This is a genomic window from Bordetella genomosp. 10, from assembly GCF_002261225.1.
Taxonomy (GTDB): domain Bacteria; phylum Pseudomonadota; class Gammaproteobacteria; order Burkholderiales; family Burkholderiaceae_B; genus Bordetella_C.
On record NZ_NEVM01000002.1, the window covers coordinates 722,880 to 739,355 of the forward strand.

Sequence of the window (16,476 nt, forward strand, 5' to 3'; positions counted from 1 at the left end):
TGGATGCGGAGGGCATCGACATGGGGATAGCCGCCATCATCGGCTGCGGCCTGATCGGGCAGGGCTGGGCCATCGTTTTCGCGCGCGCCGGCTGGTCGGTGCGCATGTACGACAGCGACCCGGCCAAGGCCGGGGAAGGGCGCATGCTGGTGGCGCGGCAGTTGCGCACCTTGCGCGACCATGGCCTGTCCGGCGATCCCGACGCCATCCTCGCGCGGGTCGCGCTGGCCGACACGCTGGAGACCGCCCTGGCGGGCGTCGACTACGTGCAGGAGAATTCGCCCGAGGACCTGGCCGTCAAGCAGGCCCTGTTCGCGCAACTGGACGCGCTGGCGCCGGCCACCGCCATCCTCGCCAGTTCCACGTCCAGCATCCGCGCCAGCCTGTTTTCGCGCGAGGTGCCGGGCCAGGCGCGCTGCCTGGTCGCCCATCCCGTGAACCCGCCGTATCTGGTGCCCGTGGTGGAGGTCTGCGGCGCGCCCTGGACCGCGCCGGAGACGATCGCGCATTGCGTCGCCATCATGCGCGAAGTGGGGCAGAAGCCGGTGGTGGTGCGGCGCGAGATCGAGGGTTTCATCCTCAATCGCCTGCAGGGCGCGCTGCTGCAGGAAGCCCTGCGCCTGGCCGAAGCCGGCTATGCCAGCGTCGAGGACATCGACGCCACGGTCAAGGATGGCCTGGGACTGCGCTGGGCCTTCATGGGACCGTTCGAAACCATAGACCTGAACGCGCCGGGCGGCATCGCCGACTATTGCGCGCGCTATAACGGCATGTACCGGTCCATCGGCGCCAGCCAGACCGGCGAGCCGGCGTGGCAGGGGCCGGCCGTGCAGGACCTGGAGGCGCAGCGGCGCGAGCGCCTGCCGGCGGCCGACCTGCACGCGCGCCGCTTCTGGCGCGACGAACGCCTGATGCAACTGCTGCGGCACAAGCAGGAGGCCGAGCGCAAGGAAGGCGAGGAACGCAAGGAATGCAAGGAGCGCGGGGCCTGATCGGGTCCGCCCAAGACGCAAGAACCCCCACGGAGAGAGACACATGGCCACCAAGAAGAAAGTCGTGATCACCTGCGCCGTCACCGGCGCCATCCATACGCCCAGCATGTCGCCGTACCTGCCGGTGACGGCCGACGAGATCGCCGAGGCCGCCATCGGCGCGGCCCGCGCGGGCGCCGCCATCCTGCACCTGCACGCGCGCGATCCCGAGACCGGCAAGCCGTCGCAGGATCCGGCGCTGTTCGAGCCCTTCCTCAAGCGCATCAAGGCCGAGACCGACGCCGTCGTCAACATCACCACGGGCGGCAGCCCGCACATGACGGTGGCCGAGCGCATGCGCCCGGCGTCGACCTTCAAGCCGGAAGTGGCGTCGCTGAACATGGGGTCGATGAATTTCGGCCTGTTCCCGATGCTCAACCGCTTCAAGGAATTCAAGCACGACTGGGAGCGCGAGCACCTGGAGAACAGCCGTTCGCTGATCTTCCGCAACACCTACCAGGACATCGAGGACATCCTGACCATCGGCAATGCCAACGGCACGCGCTTCGAGTTCGAGTGCTACGACATCAGCCACCTGTACAACCTCAAGCACTTCATGGATCGCGGCCTGATCAAGTCGCCGCCCTTCATCCAGTCGGTGTTCGGCATCCTGGGCGGCATCGGGCCGGACCCCGAGGACCTGATGCATATGCGGCGCACGGCCGACCGGCTGTTCGGGACGGGGGGCTACGAGTGGTCCATCCTCGGCGCCGGCCGCGCGCAGATTCCGCTGGCGACCATGGGCGCGGCGATGGGCTCGAACGTGCGCGTCGGCCTGGAGGATTCGCTGTGGATCGGGCCCGGGCAACTGGCGCAGTCCAACCGGTCGCAGGTCGAGCGCATCCGCACCATCATCGAAGCGCTCAACCTGGAAGTGGCCACGCCCGACGAGGCCCGCGAGAAGCTGGGCCTGAAGGGCGGAAACAACGTGGCGTTCTAGGCCACGGCACCCGCCCGGGCGCCGCGCCGTTCAGCCGGCGCGCCGCTTCAGCGCGCCGGCCAGTTCGTCGACGGTGAGCGCATGGCCGAAGTTGGCGGCATGGCGGGCCTTCAGCGTGAGTTCGGCGGCGAGGCGCAATTGCCCGTCGTCGATGTCACCCGCGCCCAGGGCCTTCAGCGTGGTGGGCAGGCCGGTGGCGGCGTACCAGTCCTCCAGTCCTGCCAGCACCCGGTCGTCGCGCCGTTCCAGATCCAATTGAACCAGCAGCCCCAGGGCCACCTGCAAGCCGTGCATGGCGCGGCCCACGCCGGCGATGCGCGGCAAGCCGCGGGTCAGGGCGTGGGCGATGGACAGGCCGCCGCTTTCGAAACCCAGGCCGCTCATCAGGATCATGGCTTCGACCGCGCGCTCGAATGCCGGGGTGGGCTGGCCGCTGCCCGCCGCCGACAAGGCCGCGGCGCCGTCGTCGATCAGCGTGCGGTAGCAACCGTCGGCGATCAACTGCGCCGTCAGCGTGGAGGCGCCGCCGTACATATTGGGACCGCCCGCCGCATGGCACTGCGCCGCTTCGAATTTCTTGGAAATGGCATCGCCCAGGCCGGCGCGGAAGAAATGCGCGGGCGCGGTCGCCACCAGGGCCGTATCGACGATCACCATCGTCGGGTTGAACAGCATGTGCTCGACCGCCACCAGGTTGTGATGCTCGTCATACAGCACATAGTTCTTGCTGGTGGGCGCGTCGTTGGAGGCGACCGTCGGCACGGTGACCAGGTGGCCGTGCAGGGCGCGGGCCACGGCCTTGCCGGCGTCCAGCGCCTTGCCGCCGCCCACGGCCACCACCGCGCGGGCCGGCGTGGCGGCGGCGCGCCGGCACAGCGCCTGGATGGAGGCCGGCGTCATTTCGCCTTCGACCGGCAGGACGTGGGTGGCGACCCCGCTCGCCTCGCACAGGCCGCGCAGCCGCGCGCCGTGGACGTCGAGGACGTAGCTGTCGATGACCAGCGCGGCGTGCGGGCCGAACAGCGCCATCGCCTCGCCCAGACGCGCGACGGCGTCCGGCCCCTGGATGTAGCGGCTGGGGCCGCCGAATATTTTCAGCACGATGTCTCCTCGTTCTTATGTCGTCTTGTCCGGCGGGCCCTGCGGCCGGGGCCGCCGCGCTCGCCGCGCCGCGGATGCGGCGGCCATGCTTCCGACGGCCGCCTGCCGCGCGGCCGGGCGTCATTTCCTCGCCGGCACGGCGTCTTCCAGCGCTTCCTGTTCCTTTTCCTTCTCGATCAGCCAGTCGATCATGATCTTGCCGCCCCAGGAAATGTCGGCTTGCAGGGCCGCGCGCGCGGCTTCGGCGTCGCGCGCCTTCAAGGCCTCGAGCACGGCTTCATGCCGGTGCTGGCCCTGCGAATAATCCAGGCCGGCGGTCTTGACGTGGAAGACTTTCAGGATGGGGCCGGTAATGACCCAGAACGATTCCACCGTGGTGCGCAGCACCGGCATGCGGCTGGCTTCGAGGATCGCGAAGTGGAACTTGCGGTTCAGGTAGCTGGCGCGCTTGGGGTCGGTGGAGGTGCAGCCGATGAACTGCGCCTGCAGGGCCACCAGGTTGTCGAGCTGCTTGGGGGTGATCTGGCGCGCGGCCTCCGCGGCGCCCATGCCTTCCAGGTGGAAGCGGATCTGCTGGATTTCGCTGAGCTTGGCCGAATTGACGTAGGGCACGTAGACGGCGGTGGCCGCCTGCATTTCCAGGCCTTGCTCGCTGATCAGGCGGAAGATGGCTTCGCGCACCGGCGTGATGGAGACGCCCAGGGCCTGCGCGAGCTCGCCGATGATCAGGCGTTCCCCCGGCTCGTACTGGCCGTTGATCAGGGCTTCGCGGATTTCGTTGTAGACCCGGACCGAGAGATTTTCTTTCTTGACCGGCTTCAGGTTGACCATGTCTTGCGCGTCGAAAAAAGGGAGAGGAAATTTTAGCCTGCGCCGCGCTTTTTTCGGCTTATTCGCTATATTATATATCATATATTTTTACGATAACGAGGAGACAGACCATGGCCCAAGCGCCTGGCGCGCCCGTCGAGGCGCATCCCGCAAGCGGGGCGGCGGCCCTGGCGCCCGAGCAACTGGCGCGCTTGCGGGAGAAGGCCCGCTTCATCCGCCTGGAAACGCTGCGGCTGATCGAGATCGCCAAGGTGGGACACTACAGTTCGGTGTTTTCCTGCGCGGAGATCTTCGCCGCGCTCTATTACGACGTCATGCGCCTGCGCGACGGCGATCCGGGCTGGGCCGGCCGCGACCGCTTCCTCATGGGCAAGGGCCATGCCGCGGTGGGCCTGTTTCCCGTGCTGGCGGACCACGGCTTTTTCGACAAGTCGCTGCTGGACGGCTACACGCGCCTGGGCAGCCCGCTGGGCGACCATCCGGACATGACCAAGGTGCCGGGCGTCGACTTCAGTTCGGGCTCCATCGGCCATGCCTTGTCCAACGGCGCCGGCATGGCGCTGGGCGGCCGCCTGGCCGGCGGCGATTTCGATGTCTTCGTCATGCTGGGAGACGGCGAGATGCAGGAAGGGCAGGTGTGGGAAGCCGCGCTGTTCGCCGCCCACCATCGCCTGGGCCGGCTGGTGGCCATCGTCGACCGCAACGGCTATCAGCTCGACGGCAAGGTCGACGACGTCATGGGCGTCGAATCGCTCAAGGACAAATGGTCCAGCTTCGGCTGGCAGGTGCACGAGGTCGACGGCCACGACCTGGCGGCGCTGGCGCCCCTGCTGCGCCGGCTCAAGGCGGACCGGACGCGCGCGCAACCGGCCTGCGTGATCGCGCGCACCGTCAAGGGCAAGGGCGTGTCCTACATGGAGAAGGAGCCCGGCTGGCATCTGGGATATCTGGCCCCGGAAGACGCGCGGCGCGCGCGCGAAGAAATCATGGCGCGGGAGATCTGACGATGACACGGCAAGCGAATTCCAGGGACGGGCAGGGCGAAGGGCATGCGCGGAATGACGCGGACCGCGGCGGCGCCGTGGGCGCCGGCACGCACGTCGAGGCGGCCGCGCCGCGCTCGCCGGACTCCTGGCAGTACCGCGCGCTGAACGCGCTCAATCCCGGGCTGTCCTATTTGTCGGATGCCTTGATTGAATTGACGCAGGCGGGCCATCCCATCGTGGCGGGCGCCGCCGACCTGCAGTATTCCAACGGCCTGAACCGCTACGCCCAGGCCTATCCCGAGCGGTACGTACAATTCGGCATCTCGGAGCAGAACATGGTGTCGGCGGCGGCCGGGCTGGCGACGACCGGGCACATGCCTTTCGTCGCCACCTTCGCGTCCTTCCTGGGACTGCTGTGCTGCGAACAGATCCGCATGGACGTGGCCTATACGCGGCTGCCGGTGCGGCTGATCGGGCACCATACCGGCATCAGCCTGGGTTTCTACGGCACCTCGCATCACGCCACGGAAGATATCTCCACCATGCGCGCCATCGCGGGCTTGACCGTGGTGTCGCCCGCCGACGGGCCGCAACTGGCGTCGGCGATCAAGGCCTCGGTCGACTGGCCGGAGCCCATCTATTTCCGCATCGGCCGCGGGCGCGAGCCGCAGGTGTACCAGGACGGGCAGCCCTTCAGCTTCGGCAAGGCCATCGTGCACGCCGAGGGCGCGGACCTGACGCTGATCGCCTGCGGCATCGGCGTGCGGGCGGCGCTGGACGCCGCCCAGGCCTTGCGCGCCGAGGGCCATTCCGTGGGCGTCGTCGACATGCCCACCATCAAGCCGCTGGACCGCGAGGCGGTGCTGCGCGCGGCCGCCGGCTGCCGTTTGCTGGTCACGGTGGAAGAACACAACGTGCTGGGCGGGCTGGGGTCGGCGGTGGCCGAGGTGCTGGCCGACGAAGGCCTGGGCGTGCGCCTGTACCGTCACGGCATCCAGGACGAGTACAGCCTGATCGCGCCGCCGACCACGCTGTACGCCCACTATCGTCTGGACGCCGACGGCGTGGCCCAGGTGGCCCGCGAACAACTTGCCAAGGGGAAACGAGGATGAAGACGCCGACGGCCACCGACACGGCCACCACCAAGAACGCGACCATTACCATTACCGGCGAAACCCGGATCTACGGCATCCTGGCCGATCCCATCCATCACGTGCAGACGCCGCAGCGGATGAACGAGCATTTCGCCGCGCTGGGCCATGACGGCGTGCTGGTGCCGCTGCACGCGGGCGCGGACACGCTGGCGCAGGTCATCCAGGGACTGCGCGGCCTGCGCAACCTGGGCGGCGTCATCGTGACGGTGCCGCACAAGACCGCCATCGTCGGGCTGTGCGACGAGGTCAGCGACAGCGCGCGCCTGATCGGCGCCGCCAACGTGGTGCGGCGCGAGGCCGACGGCCGCATGGTCGGCCACATGCTCGACGGCGAGGGATTCGTCGGCGGCCTGCGCGACGCCGGCGTGGAGCCGCGCGGCCGCAGCGCCTACCTGGCGGGCGCCGGCGGCGCCGCCAACGCCATCGCCTTCGCGCTGGTGCAGGCCGGCGTGTCGCGCCTGACCATCGCCAACCGCACCCGCGCCAAGGCCGAGGACTTGAAGCAGCGCCTGGCGCGGCTGGATGCCGCCGCCGACGTCGTCGTGGGCACGCCCGATCCCTCGGGCCACGACCTGGTGGTCAACGCCACCTCGCTGGGCTTGCGCGAGGGCGATGCGCTGCCGCTGGACGCGGCGCGGCTGACGCCGGACCAGCGGGTGTGCGAGATCATCATGCAGCCGCGCGAGACGGCGCTGTTGCGGGCGGCGCGGCAACGGGGCTGCCCGGTCCACTACGGCGCGCCCATGCTGGCGGCGCAGATCGCCCTGATGGCGCGGTTCCTGGGCGTGCCCGGGCCGGCGGCCGCGGCTTGAGGCCAGAGGAAGGGCCATGGCCGATTTCGATTTCATCATCGCCGGCGGCGGCACCGCCGGCTGCATCCTGGCCAACCGGCTGACCGCCGACGGCCGCCATCGCGTGCTGCTGATCGAGGCGGGCGAGGATGCCGCCAGCATGTGGGTCGGCATCCCCGCCGGCTTCAGCAAGCTGCTGGTGGACCCGCGCTTCAACTGGTGCTTCGCCACCGAGCCCGAGGAAAACACGCGCGGCCGCGTGATTTCCGTGCCGCGCGGCAAGGGCCTGGGCGGTTCGACGCTGATCAATGGCGGCATCTACGTGCGCGGCCAGCGGCAGGACTACGACGGCTGGGCGGCGGCGGGCGCAGCGGGCTGGAGCTACGCGGAGGTCGAGCCCTATTTCCGCCGGCTGGAGCGCTATGCGCAGGGCGGTCCGTCGCGCGGCAAGGACGGCCCCATGTACCTGACCCAGGTGCGCGAGCGCTATCCGCTGGCCGATGCCTTTTTGGCGGCGGCGCGCGAAGACGGGCAGCGCATCAACGAGGACTACAACGGCGAACGCCAGGAAGGCTTCGGCTATTACCAGGTGCTGCAGAAGGACGGCCGCCGCTGGAGCGCCGCCGACGGTTACCTGAAGCCGGCGCGCGGCCGCGCCAACCTGCGCGTGGAGTCCGAGGCGCGGGTGCTGCGCCTGGTGTTCGAGGGAAAGCGCTGCGTGGGCGTGGTCTATCGCCAGCGCGGCCAGGACGTGACCGTGCGCGCCGCGCGCGAGGTCCTGCTGTGCATGGGCGCGGTGCAGTCGCCGCAGATGCTGGAGCTGTCCGGGATCGGCGATCCGGAACGCCTGCGGGCCCTGGGCGTTTCGCTGGTGCACGCGGCGCCGCAGGTGGGCGAGAACTACATCGATCACTACGCGACGCGCATGAACTGGCGGGTCAAGGGGACGGTGACCTTGAACGAGATGTCGCGCGGCTGGCGGCTGGCGCGCCAGGTCGCGCTCTACTATGCCGCCCGGCGCGGCATACTCACCCTGGGGACCGGCCTGGTGCACGGCTTCGTCAAGTCGCGGCCGGAGATGGCGGAGCCCGACGTGCAGTATTTCTTCGTGCACGCCAGCTACGCCAACGCGGCCGAACGCATCCTCGACCGGCACCCGGGCATGACGCTGGGGGTGGCGCAGTTGCGGCCGCAATCGGTGGGCAGCATCCACGCCCGCACGCCCGATCCCGCCGACGCGCCGGCCATCCGGCCCAACTTCCTGGCCGCCCAGGCCGACCGCGATGCCCTGGTGCACGGCATGGAAGCGGCGCGCCGCATCGTCGGCCGGCCCGCGATGGCGCGCTACATCGACGCCGAGACCAGTCCGGGCGCGGCGGTGCGCAGCTACGACGAATGGCTGGACTTCGCGCGGCGCAACGGGCAGACCATCTATCACCCCATCGGCACCTGCCGCATGGGCGAGGACGAGGCCGCGGTCACCGATCCGCGCCTGCGCGTGCGCGGCGTGCAAGGGCTGCGCGTGGTCGATGCGTCGGTCATGCCCAGGATGGTCTCCGGCAACACGCAGGCCGCGGTGATGATGGTGGCGGAGAAGGCCGCGGACCTGATCCTGGAACGCTGACTGGCGCCGTGTCCCGGCGCTGCGCGCCCATGCGCCCATGGCCGCTTCTCCGGCTCAGCCCGCCCCGGGCGCGGGCGCGTCGTCGGGCGCGGCGCGGCAGGTCCCCGGCGCGTCCGCCCGCGCGGCCGCCTGCCGCATGAACAGCGTGTACAGCGCCGTTCCCATCCCCATGCCGATGAACCAACTGTAGTTCGCCAGGCCGCGCAGATCCGGCGCCAGCACGCAGGCGATGGGGACCAGCACGGCCGGGACCAGGGCCTTGATGGCGGCCGGGTTGTAGCCCTTGCGATACCAGTAGGCGCCGCCCGGGTCGCGCGTGAACAGGTCGTCGAGCACGATATGCCGCTTGCGCACCAGGTAATAGTCGGCGACGAGAATGCCGAAGAGCGGGCCGACGAAAGCGCCCAGCACGTCCAGCGTGTAATGGATCATGAGCGGATTGTCGAAGATGTTCCAGGGCGTCAGCAGCACCGAGCCGATCGCCGCGATCATGCCGCCCGTGTGCCAACTGATGCGCTGGGGCGCCGCGTTGGACAGGTCGAAGGCCGGCGAGACGAAGTTGGCCACGATGTTGATGCCGACGGTGGCGACCACGAAGGTGAGCGAGCCCAGCAGCACGGCGAAGGTGCTGTCGATCCGCGCGATGGTCTCCACGGGGTCGTGGATGAACCGGCCGAACACCGGCCGCGTCGCGGCGATGGTGACCACGGTGAGCAGCGAAAAGAACAGGAAATTCACCGGCAGGCCCCAGGCGTTGCCGCGCCTGACCGCCCGCATCGTGCGCGCATAACGCGAGAAATCGCCGAAGTTCAGCATGGGGCCGGAGAAATAGGTGACCACAAGGGCGATGGCGCCCGCGGTGGCGGAGACGGCGTGCCAGCCTTCCAGCCGGGTTTCCGACAGGGAAAGGCCGATGTTCGACCAGCCGGCCTTGTGGACCAGCCAGCCGGCGAGGACCGCCATCACCACGTACACGGCGGGGCCGCTCCAGTCGATGAAGCGGCGGATCGACTCCATGCCGCGCCAGAACACCGCCGCCTGCGCCGCCCACAACGCGAGATAGGCGCACCAGCCCAGCGTGGAAAGACCGGCGAAGCCGTGCCGGGCCACGTCGGCGTAGGGCGCCAGTTGCGGCTGGAGCTTGAGCGCCGCGATCAGCAGCGCGCCGGAGGCCAGGTAGGTCTGGATGCCGTACCAGGCCATGGCGATGGCCCCGCGCACCAGGGCCGGGATGTTGGCGCCATGCACGCCGAAGGCCAGGCGGCAGACGACGGGGAAGGGCGTGCCGGTAAGCTGGCTGGGTCGCGCCACCAGATTGCAGCAGGCCTGCACGATGAGGATGCCGGCCAGCAGCGCCGTCAGCACTTGCCATCCGTTCAGGCCGAGCGCGAACAGGCTGCCGGCGGTGATGTAGCCGCCCACGCTGTGCACGTCCGACATCCAGAAGGCGAAGATGTCGTAGCTGGTCCAGGTCTGGCGCTTCAGCGGCGCCAGGTCCTCGTTGACCAGGCCCGGGTCGTAGCCGGGCTTGACCGGCCCATTGCCGGCGGGCGGGGACGCGGCTGCGGCGGTCCCCGGTTCAGGTATCTCGGACATGAATGGCGCTCCTCGTATCGGGGCGGCGTCGCGCCCCGGCGGACCTGTCATGCAGGGAAACCTTGAAGCCATTCTTGGCGCTGGGGGCAGGGAAGCTCAATGCGGGTTAGCCCTCGATTTTTTGCGCTTTGACCGCGCGAGGCGCAAGATTCGGGATATCGGGGTGTCCGGCCGCTGTTTTGAGCGGGGCCGGACGCGAGACCACCCACCGTATCTGGACTGGAGCCGTATATGTCCGTATCCTCCGCGCCCGCGGGCGCCCTAGAACTGCTTCCCCTGGAAGGGGACACGCGGCAGTTGTTCATCCTGCTGCATGGCGCCGGGGGCGCCGCCGAGAACGTGCGGCCCTTGGCCGAGGCCTTGCGCCGCGCGTTTCCCCAAGCGGCCATTCTGGCGCCCGCGGGTTTCGAGGCCTTCGACGGCGGCCACGAGGGGCGCCAATGGTTCGCGCTGCGCGGCATCGACGACGACAACCGGGCGGCGCGCGTGGCGCAGGCCTTGCCGCCGCTGGTCGAATACATACGCGCCAGCCAGGCGCGCTTCCACCTCTTGCAGAGCGACACCGCGCTGGCGGGATTCTCGCAGGGCGCCGTCATGGCGCTGGAAACCGTCGCCGCGCACGACGGGCTGGCCGGCCGCGTGCTGGCCTTCAGCGGCCGCTATGCCCGCATGCCCCAGTGGGCGCCGCAATACACCACCATCCATCTGCTGCATGGCGCCGACGATGCGGTCATGCCGGTCGCGCACGCCGAACAGGCGCAGGCGCGCCTGAACGAACTGCATGGGGATTCCACCATAGACGTGGCCACGCGCGTCGGCCACGAATTGCATCCGGCCCTGATCGAGCGCGCCATCGTGCGCCTGCAGACCTGCGTGCCGCTGCGTAGCTGGGAAGCCGCGCTGGGCCTGAACAACCCGCATCCGCCCAGCGGCTCGGTCATCCATTGACCCCGGAACCTACTGCCTGACGGGCAGGGACTCGGGTTCGGCGGGCGCGGCCTGCCGGCCTTGCGCTTGCGCCGGCGGGCTCGCGGCATCCTTCACCGCATCCTTTTCCCAGCCGCCGCCCAGCGCGAGGAACAGCTTGATCTGGTATTCCACCATCTCGGCCTCGGAGGCGGACAACGCGCTTTCGTTGTTGGCCAGCGTGCGCTCCGCGTCGAGCACGGTCAGGTAGTCCGTCTTGCCGTACTGGTACAGCTTGCGGGCCTGGCCGGCCGCTTCGGCGCTCTGGTCGCGGGCGGCCTTCAGGGCGTCGTCGCGGTCCAGTTCGCGGGCGTACATCGTCAGCGCGCTTTCGGTTTCGCGCAAGGCGTTGAGCACGGTCGCGTCGAAGCGGGCATAGGCCGCCTTGGCGCCGGCTTGCGCCTCGGCGATGCGGGCCTGCACGGCGCCGGTGTTGGGTATGGTCCAGGAGATCAGCGGGCCCAGGCTGTAGCCGAAGCTGCCCTGGCTGCCGAAGCGGTCGAGGAAGTTGGCGGAACTGGCCGAAAGGCCCAGCGTGATCTTGGGGTACAGGTCGCCCGTGGCCACGCCGATGCGGGCGGTGGCGGCGGCCAGCGCGCGCTCCGCTTCGCGGATGTCCGGGCGGCGGCGCAGCAGGGCCGCGCCGTCGCCGACCGGGATGGGCTGCTTGATCTCCGGCGGCGTCCTGCATTGCGCCAGCGCTTGCGGGAATTCGTTGGGCGTGCCGCCCGTCAGCGTGGCGAGGCGGTACAGGGCCACGCGCCGCCTGGCTTCCAGCGGCGGCAGGGCGGCGCGCAACTGCTCCAGTTGGCCGCGCGCGCGCGTGACGTCCAGGGCCGTGCCGCGGCCCAGGTTCTGCAGCTTCTCGTTGACCTTGACCGACTCGCTCTGCACGTCCACCGAATGCTGCGCGGAGGCCAGTTGCATGCCGGCCGTGCAGGCGGTGGCGTAGGCCAGGGCGGTCTGCGCCGCGACGTTGGCGCGCATCGCGTCGTAGGCCGCCTGCGCCGTCGCCTGGTCGGCGTTGGCGGCTTCGATGGCGCGGCGGATCTGGCCGACCAGGTCGACCGTGTACGAGACGCCGGCGCCCATGCTGTAGAACCATTCGCTGGGCGGCTCGTAGGTGGGCGCCAACTCGTCGAAGCCGGACGGATGGCCGAACCAGGGCTTGGCGTCGACGTTGAAGGAGGGCTGGGTCGCCGCCTGCGCCTGGCGCGTGGCGGCGGCCGCGCGTTCCATGTTGGCCGCGGCGACCCGCAGGTCCGTATTGGCGTCCAGCGCCTTGGCGATCAGCGCGTCGAGTTGCGGATCGTCGTACAGCCGCCACCATTTGCCGGGCACGGCGGCCTGGGCGAAGGCGGCGTTGGCGGCGCCGTTGAACGGCGCGGCCGCCTCGGGGCGATTCGCCGCGGCATCCGCCGGGACCTTGTAGTCCGGGCCGACCGTGGCGCAACCGGCCAGGGCCGCGGCCACGGCGAGCGCCGCGAGCTTGGGAAGATGAAGGGTGCGCATGACGGGCCTCGGCATTACGAACGCGGCGCCGGGGATTGCGTCGCGTCGCCGCGCGCCGCGTCGTCCTGCACCACGACCGTCGCGGTCTGGCCGGACACCAGGCGCACGCCGGCGGGCACTTCGTCGATGTGCACGCGCACGGGGATGCGCTGGGCCAGTCGCACCCAGTTGAAGTTGGGATTGACGTTGGGCAGCATGTTGGCGCTGGTGCTGCGGTCGCGGTCGGCGATGCCCAGTGCGATGCTGTCGACGTGGCCCTGGATAGTGCGCGCCTCGCCCATCAGTTGGACCGACACCCGGTCGCCTTCCTTGATGCGCGGCAGCTTGGTTTCCTCGAAATAGCCTTCGACGTAGAACGAGTTCGAATCGACCAGGGCCATGACGCCGCGGCCGGCGGCGGCATACGAGCCGACGCGCAGGTCCAGGTTGGTGACGCGGCCGTCGGTGGGCGCCACCACGCGGCTGCGCTGCAGGTTGAGCTTGGCGATGTCCAGCGCGACCTTGGCTTGCGCCAAGGCCGCCTCGGCCTGTTCGACCTTGGTCTGGCTTTGTTCGCGCGCTTCGGCGGACACCAGTTGGCCCAGCTCGCGGTTGCGGCGGGCGTCGCGCTGGGCCTGGTCGCGCGCCACGCTCTGCGAGGCGACCGAGGCCTGCGCCTGGTCCAGGGCCAGTTGATAGCGGGCGCGGTCGATTTCGAAAAGCACGTCGCCCTTCTTGACGTTCTGGTTGTCCGCCACCGGCACGGCCGTGACCAGGCCGGAGACGTCCGGCGCGATCTGCACGACGTAGGCGCGCACGCGGCCGTCGCGGGTCCAGGGTTCGACTTCGTAGTGATCCCACAACTGCCAGCCGGCATAGGCCGCGGCGACGACCACGATGGTCGTCACGGCATACCGGGCCAGGGCGGCGGGGCGCAATGCGGAAGGAAGCTTCATGGTGCTATCTCGAAAAAATATGCGGTGAAATCAGGACGACGCCGTACAGCAGCACGACATACAGGGCAAGGTCGAACAGGGCCGGGTGCCATACCACGCGATACATGCCGAGGCGGGCCAGGACGCGGCGCACGAACCAGGACACGAACAGCGTGAGAAACGCCAGGACCAGCAGCCAGGGCATGTAAATGCCGTAGATATTGAATTCGCCTATCATGATGCGGACGGGACGTTAGGGGTTGCGGACGGCGCCGCGGCCAGCACGGGCCGATAGGCCGGCGCCTGGGGAAACAGCGAGCGGCGCAGGCCCACCAGGGCGACGATGGCGCGGTGGCGCGGAACGCCCGCCGTGGCGCCGCTGACGCGTTCCAGGGCCAGGTCGATTCTTTGCAGGACGCCTTCGCGCTGTTCGGCGACGCCGGCGACGCGGTCGCGGAAGCAGGCCGCGAGGCCGTCCAGCACGGGGCGTATCGCGGCGTCGGCGACAGGTAGTTCCCGGCGCGCGCGTTGCAGTTCCGCGATTTCGTTGCCGACGCGCAGGTCCAGCAGCGTGTCTTCTTCCACCGGCTCGCCGTCCTTGTTGCGCTCGGCCAGGCGCGTGTGCAGCAGGCCGATGCGGTCCAGCATGCGCACGGTGAAACTGGCGCGCGCGGGCGGGCCGTCGGCGCTGGCCATGCTGGCTAGTTCTTTCCAATTGGCCTGCTGGATGCGGCGCGCGCTGTACTCGGCGCTGAGCTTGCGGAACACCGCGGCGATGATGGCGGCCGCGGCCACGCCGATGTTCTGCGCCAGGGTGCTGTCGATGAAGGACACCAGGTCGGCGGTGTTGGTGTCGTGCAGGGCCAGCGTGCCGGTCCAGCCGAACAGCATCGCCATGGCCTTGCCGAAGGTGGTCGGCCGCGCCATGTAGATGCCCAGGATGAACGCCGTCGGGAAAATCGTCAGCGCCACCATCTCGAAGGAATGCAGGGCGGGCAGGATGAGCAGCAGGTAGACCGCCGAGATGGGAATGGAGAGCGTGATGTAGATCAGGAACTCCATGATGCCCGGCACCGGGTTGTCCTGCGTCGCGAAGAAGCAGCTAAAGATGACGGCGAACAGCGCGGCGTTGGCGCCGTAGGTCCAGGCGGTGCCTATCCAGAACGTACAGCAGATGATCAGCGCGAAGGCGGCCGCCAGCGAGGACAGCAGGGCGATGCCGTGGTCGCGGTGCAAGGCGCGATTGGACGTGATCGGCATGCGCGGCATGGGGGGCGGCGCGCCGTTCAGGCCGGCCTGGATGTCGCGCCGCAGCGCCAGCCCTTCCTGGAAGTGGTCCACCAGTTCGCGCAGGCGCGTGCACAGGCTGACCAGCAACATCGTGTTCCAGTCGGAACCGGCGTCCACGGCGGGCATCAGTTCGGCGATGCGGCGGCGCAGCGCGGCGGCGGTGGCGCGATTGGCGTCGTCGCCGCTGGAGCGCCCGGCTTCCAGCCAGGCGGCGATGTCGTCGAGTAGCGGCTCCAGGTCCGCCGGCAGGGGAGCGCCGCTGGCCCGCAGGGTGCGCAGGCGATCCTCCATCGACGACACGATGGGCGTGAGCCCCGCCACGCGGTCCTGCATGGCGACGATGGAGCGCGCCGTCCAGCGGATGTTGCCGGTGTCGTAGGGGATGTGGGTGGACAGCAGGCGCAGTTGCGTGATGTCGTTGGCGATGGCGCGGCGGTCGCGCGCGGTGCGGGCCTGGGTGTCGCCGCGCAGCACCGCCTGTATCCACTGGCGCGCGTCGCGCACGGCGGCTTCCAGGCGGCCCATGACGACGGGGCCGATGCCGCGCGGCAGGATCAGGCTGTGCACCAGCGAGCCGCAGAGGATGCCGAGGCTGATTTCCTCCACGCGCGCCAGGGCGGTGTCGAACACCGTGCCGGCGTTGGTGACGCTGGGCAGGGCGATCATGCCCGCGGTATAGCCGGCGAGCATGAACATGTAGGAACGCGGCGTGCGGTCCAGCACGGCGATGTACAGGCACATGCCTACCCAGAGCGCCAGCGCGCCCACCATCAGCACCGGATAGATGGACAGGCGCGGCACCACGAACACCATGGCCGTGGAGCCGATGAAGGTGCCCCCGAGACGGAACACCGCCTTCGAGCGGACCGCGCCGGCCCAGTTCTGCGACACCACGTAGGCCGTGGTGACCGACCAGAAGGGGCGCGGCAGGTCGATCATCAAGGACAGGTACAGCGCCGCCATGGCCGCGATATAGGCCTTGACCGAGAACAGCATCTCCTCGCCGGTGGGCGCCTTCATGGCTGCTGCTCCGTCGATGAGCCGCCCGGCGCCGGCGCGTGGGGCAGGGGTTCGTAGACCGTGCCCGGCTCGGAATGATGGTGGGCCAGCGAGGACTTCAGGCTTTCGAATACGCGCATGCAGGCCTCGAGGTCGTTCTCGTCGCAGCCGGCGAACAGGCGGCGGCGCAGGTGCACCAGCATGGTTTCGACGCGTTCGCGCAGTTCGTTGCCCGCTTCGGTCAGGTGCACCGTCTTGGCGCGGCGATCCAGCGGGTCTTCGCGGCGTTCGATCAGGCCGGCGGCGACGAGCTGGTCCAGCACGCGGACCAGGGAGGGGCCTTCCACGCCCATGGCCTCGGCCAGCACGCCCTGGCGCACGCCGTCGCCCAGGCGGCCGGCGGTGATCACGGGCCACGCCGTGGCCTGCGACAGGCCGTAATCGGCCAGGGCCTTGTCGGCCGCGGCGCGGTAGGCGCGATGGATCACCATCAAATGGGCCGTGAGGGCCATGAGGCGGGTGTCGGCGGGAGTATTCATGAAGCGCATTATAAGTTAACTATTAGCATCCTATCAATTAATTTATTCGCTTATTTTTTGGAAAAGTCCCAGCCAGGGAGGCTGACGGCCATGAGCCGCGGTCCGGAGGCGGGGGTATGTCTGAATCGTCTGGGTGGTATGCAAAAAATCATTGGCTCCGGCGGCGGCTATCCCGCAGAATCACGGGCTGCCGGTTTTACCG

General features: G+C 69.4%; 15 protein-coding genes. 7 read left to right on the forward strand and 8 right to left on the reverse strand.

The features are described from left to right. Nucleotides 1-20: 20 nt before the first annotated feature. Nucleotides 21-992, forward strand: coding sequence for a 3-hydroxyacyl-CoA dehydrogenase (locus CAL29_RS12630; protein WP_094854053.1), 972 nt, complete (start codon nt 21-23; stop codon nt 990-992). A 43-nt stretch (nt 993-1,035) separates the two neighbouring features. After that, nucleotides 1,036-1,971, forward strand: a complete 936-nt coding sequence (locus CAL29_RS12635) for a 3-keto-5-aminohexanoate cleavage protein (RefSeq protein WP_094853362.1) — start codon at nt 1,036-1,038, stop codon at nt 1,969-1,971. A gap of 30 nt (nt 1,972-2,001) precedes the next feature. Here the strand turns inward: CAL29_RS12635 and CAL29_RS12640 are convergent, their stop codons facing one another. Together CAL29_RS12640 and CAL29_RS12645 are read right to left on the reverse strand one after the other, a co-directional pair. Then, nucleotides 2,002-3,072 (reverse strand): glycerol dehydrogenase, encoded by a 1,071-nt coding sequence (locus CAL29_RS12640; protein WP_094853363.1) that lies wholly within the window; start codon nt 3,070-3,072, stop codon nt 2,002-2,004. Between the two features lie 120 nt (nt 3,073-3,192). After that, nucleotides 3,193-3,903 carry a GntR family transcriptional regulator gene (locus tag CAL29_RS12645; protein ID WP_094853364.1) on the reverse strand — a complete coding sequence of 237 codons (711 nt, stop codon included), beginning with the start codon at nt 3,901-3,903 and terminating at the stop codon, nt 3,193-3,195. 110 nt (nt 3,904-4,013) lie between these two features. Here CAL29_RS12645 and CAL29_RS12650 point away from each other — a divergent pair, with 110 nt between their 5' ends. From CAL29_RS12650 to CAL29_RS12665, 4 genes are read left to right on the forward strand one after another with little or no spacing between them, the layout of a single operon-like run. Continuing rightward, nucleotides 4,014-4,907, forward strand: coding sequence for a transketolase (locus CAL29_RS12650; RefSeq protein WP_094853365.1), 894 nt, complete (start codon nt 4,014-4,016; stop codon nt 4,905-4,907). A 2-nt stretch (nt 4,908-4,909) separates the two neighbouring features. Next, nucleotides 4,910-6,001 (forward strand): transketolase family protein, encoded by a 1,092-nt coding sequence (locus CAL29_RS12655; protein WP_094853366.1) that lies wholly within the window; start codon nt 4,910-4,912, stop codon nt 5,999-6,001. Beyond that, nucleotides 5,998-6,855, forward strand: a complete 858-nt coding sequence (locus CAL29_RS12660; protein ID WP_094853367.1) for a shikimate dehydrogenase family protein — start codon at nt 5,998-6,000, stop codon at nt 6,853-6,855. The genes CAL29_RS12655 and CAL29_RS12660 overlap by 4 nt, the downstream gene beginning before the upstream one ends. Nucleotides 6,856-6,871: 16 nt before the next feature. Continuing rightward, nucleotides 6,872-8,458: a GMC family oxidoreductase gene (locus tag CAL29_RS12665; protein WP_094853368.1), complete on the forward strand. Its 1,587-nt coding sequence runs from the start codon at nt 6,872-6,874 to the stop codon at nt 8,456-8,458. A gap of 54 nt (nt 8,459-8,512) precedes the next feature. Here the strand turns inward: CAL29_RS12665 and CAL29_RS12670 are convergent, their stop codons facing one another. Further along, the gene (locus CAL29_RS12670; protein WP_094853369.1) at nt 8,513-10,054 is read right to left on the reverse strand and encodes an NCS1 family nucleobase:cation symporter-1; all 1,542 of its coding nucleotides are present in this window, start codon (nt 10,052-10,054) and stop codon (nt 8,513-8,515) included. Between the two features lie 231 nt (nt 10,055-10,285). On the opposite strand from CAL29_RS12670, the gene ypfH reads away from it, so the two are divergent. Continuing rightward, the gene (ypfH, locus tag CAL29_RS12675) at nt 10,286-11,002 is read left to right on the forward strand and encodes an esterase (RefSeq protein WP_094853370.1); all 717 of its coding nucleotides are present in this window, start codon (nt 10,286-10,288) and stop codon (nt 11,000-11,002) included. Nucleotides 11,003-11,011: 9 nt separating this feature from the next. Here the strand turns inward: ypfH and CAL29_RS12680 are convergent, their stop codons facing one another. The 5 genes from CAL29_RS12680 to CAL29_RS12700 are packed head-to-tail and all read right to left on the reverse strand — an operon-like array spanning nt 11,012 to nt 16,274. Next, complete coding sequence (locus CAL29_RS12680) at nt 11,012-12,532, reverse strand: TolC family protein (RefSeq protein ID WP_094853371.1); 1,521 nt, start codon at nt 12,530-12,532, stop codon at nt 11,012-11,014. A 14-nt stretch (nt 12,533-12,546) separates the two neighbouring features. Further along, the gene (locus CAL29_RS12685; RefSeq protein WP_094853372.1) at nt 12,547-13,467 is read right to left on the reverse strand and encodes an efflux RND transporter periplasmic adaptor subunit; all 921 of its coding nucleotides are present in this window, start codon (nt 13,465-13,467) and stop codon (nt 12,547-12,549) included. Nucleotides 13,468-13,471: 4 nt separating this feature from the next. Beyond that, nucleotides 13,472-13,684, reverse strand: a complete 213-nt coding sequence (locus CAL29_RS12690; RefSeq protein ID WP_094853373.1) for a DUF1656 domain-containing protein — start codon at nt 13,682-13,684, stop codon at nt 13,472-13,474. Next, nucleotides 13,681-15,756, reverse strand: coding sequence for an FUSC family protein (locus CAL29_RS12695; RefSeq protein WP_094853374.1), 2,076 nt, complete (start codon nt 15,754-15,756; stop codon nt 13,681-13,683). The genes CAL29_RS12690 and CAL29_RS12695 overlap by 4 nt, the downstream gene beginning before the upstream one ends. Continuing rightward, nucleotides 15,753-16,274 carry a MarR family winged helix-turn-helix transcriptional regulator gene (locus tag CAL29_RS12700; protein WP_094854054.1) on the reverse strand — a complete coding sequence of 174 codons (522 nt, stop codon included), beginning with the start codon at nt 16,272-16,274 and terminating at the stop codon, nt 15,753-15,755. Before CAL29_RS12700 ends, CAL29_RS12695 begins: the two co-directional genes overlap by 4 nt. Nucleotides 16,275-16,476: the final 202 nt, after the last annotated feature.

Coding starts and splice junctions, on each gene's coding strand:
- CAL29_RS12650 (WP_094853365.1), top strand. CDS start 4,014: ATGGCCCAAGCGCCTGGCGCGCCCGTCGAGGCGCATCCCGCAAGCGGG.
- CAL29_RS12665 (WP_094853368.1), top strand. CDS start 6,872: ATGGCCGATTTCGATTTCATCATCGCCGGCGGCGGCACCGCCGGCTGC.
- CAL29_RS12680 (WP_094853371.1), bottom strand. CDS start 12,532: ATGCGCACCCTTCATCTTCCCAAGCTCGCGGCGCTCGCCGTGGCCGCG.
- CAL29_RS12645 (WP_094853364.1), bottom strand. CDS start 3,903: ATGGTCAACCTGAAGCCGGTCAAGAAAGAAAATCTCTCGGTCCGGGTC.
- ypfH (WP_094853370.1), top strand. CDS start 10,286: ATGTCCGTATCCTCCGCGCCCGCGGGCGCCCTAGAACTGCTTCCCCTG.
- CAL29_RS12700 (WP_094854054.1), bottom strand. CDS start 16,274: ATGAATACTCCCGCCGACACCCGCCTCATGGCCCTCACGGCCCATTTG.
- CAL29_RS12655 (WP_094853366.1), top strand. CDS start 4,910: ATGACACGGCAAGCGAATTCCAGGGACGGGCAGGGCGAAGGGCATGCG.
- CAL29_RS12695 (WP_094853374.1), bottom strand. CDS start 15,756: ATGAAGGCGCCCACCGGCGAGGAGATGCTGTTCTCGGTCAAGGCCTAT.
- CAL29_RS12630 (WP_094854053.1), top strand. CDS start 21: ATGGGGATAGCCGCCATCATCGGCTGCGGCCTGATCGGGCAGGGCTGG.
- CAL29_RS12690 (WP_094853373.1), bottom strand. CDS start 13,684: ATGATAGGCGAATTCAATATCTACGGCATTTACATGCCCTGGCTGCTG.
- CAL29_RS12685 (WP_094853372.1), bottom strand. CDS start 13,467: ATGAAGCTTCCTTCCGCATTGCGCCCCGCCGCCCTGGCCCGGTATGCC.
- CAL29_RS12660 (WP_094853367.1), top strand. CDS start 5,998: ATGAAGACGCCGACGGCCACCGACACGGCCACCACCAAGAACGCGACC.
- CAL29_RS12635 (WP_094853362.1), top strand. CDS start 1,036: ATGGCCACCAAGAAGAAAGTCGTGATCACCTGCGCCGTCACCGGCGCC.
- CAL29_RS12670 (WP_094853369.1), bottom strand. CDS start 10,054: ATGTCCGAGATACCTGAACCGGGGACCGCCGCAGCCGCGTCCCCGCCC.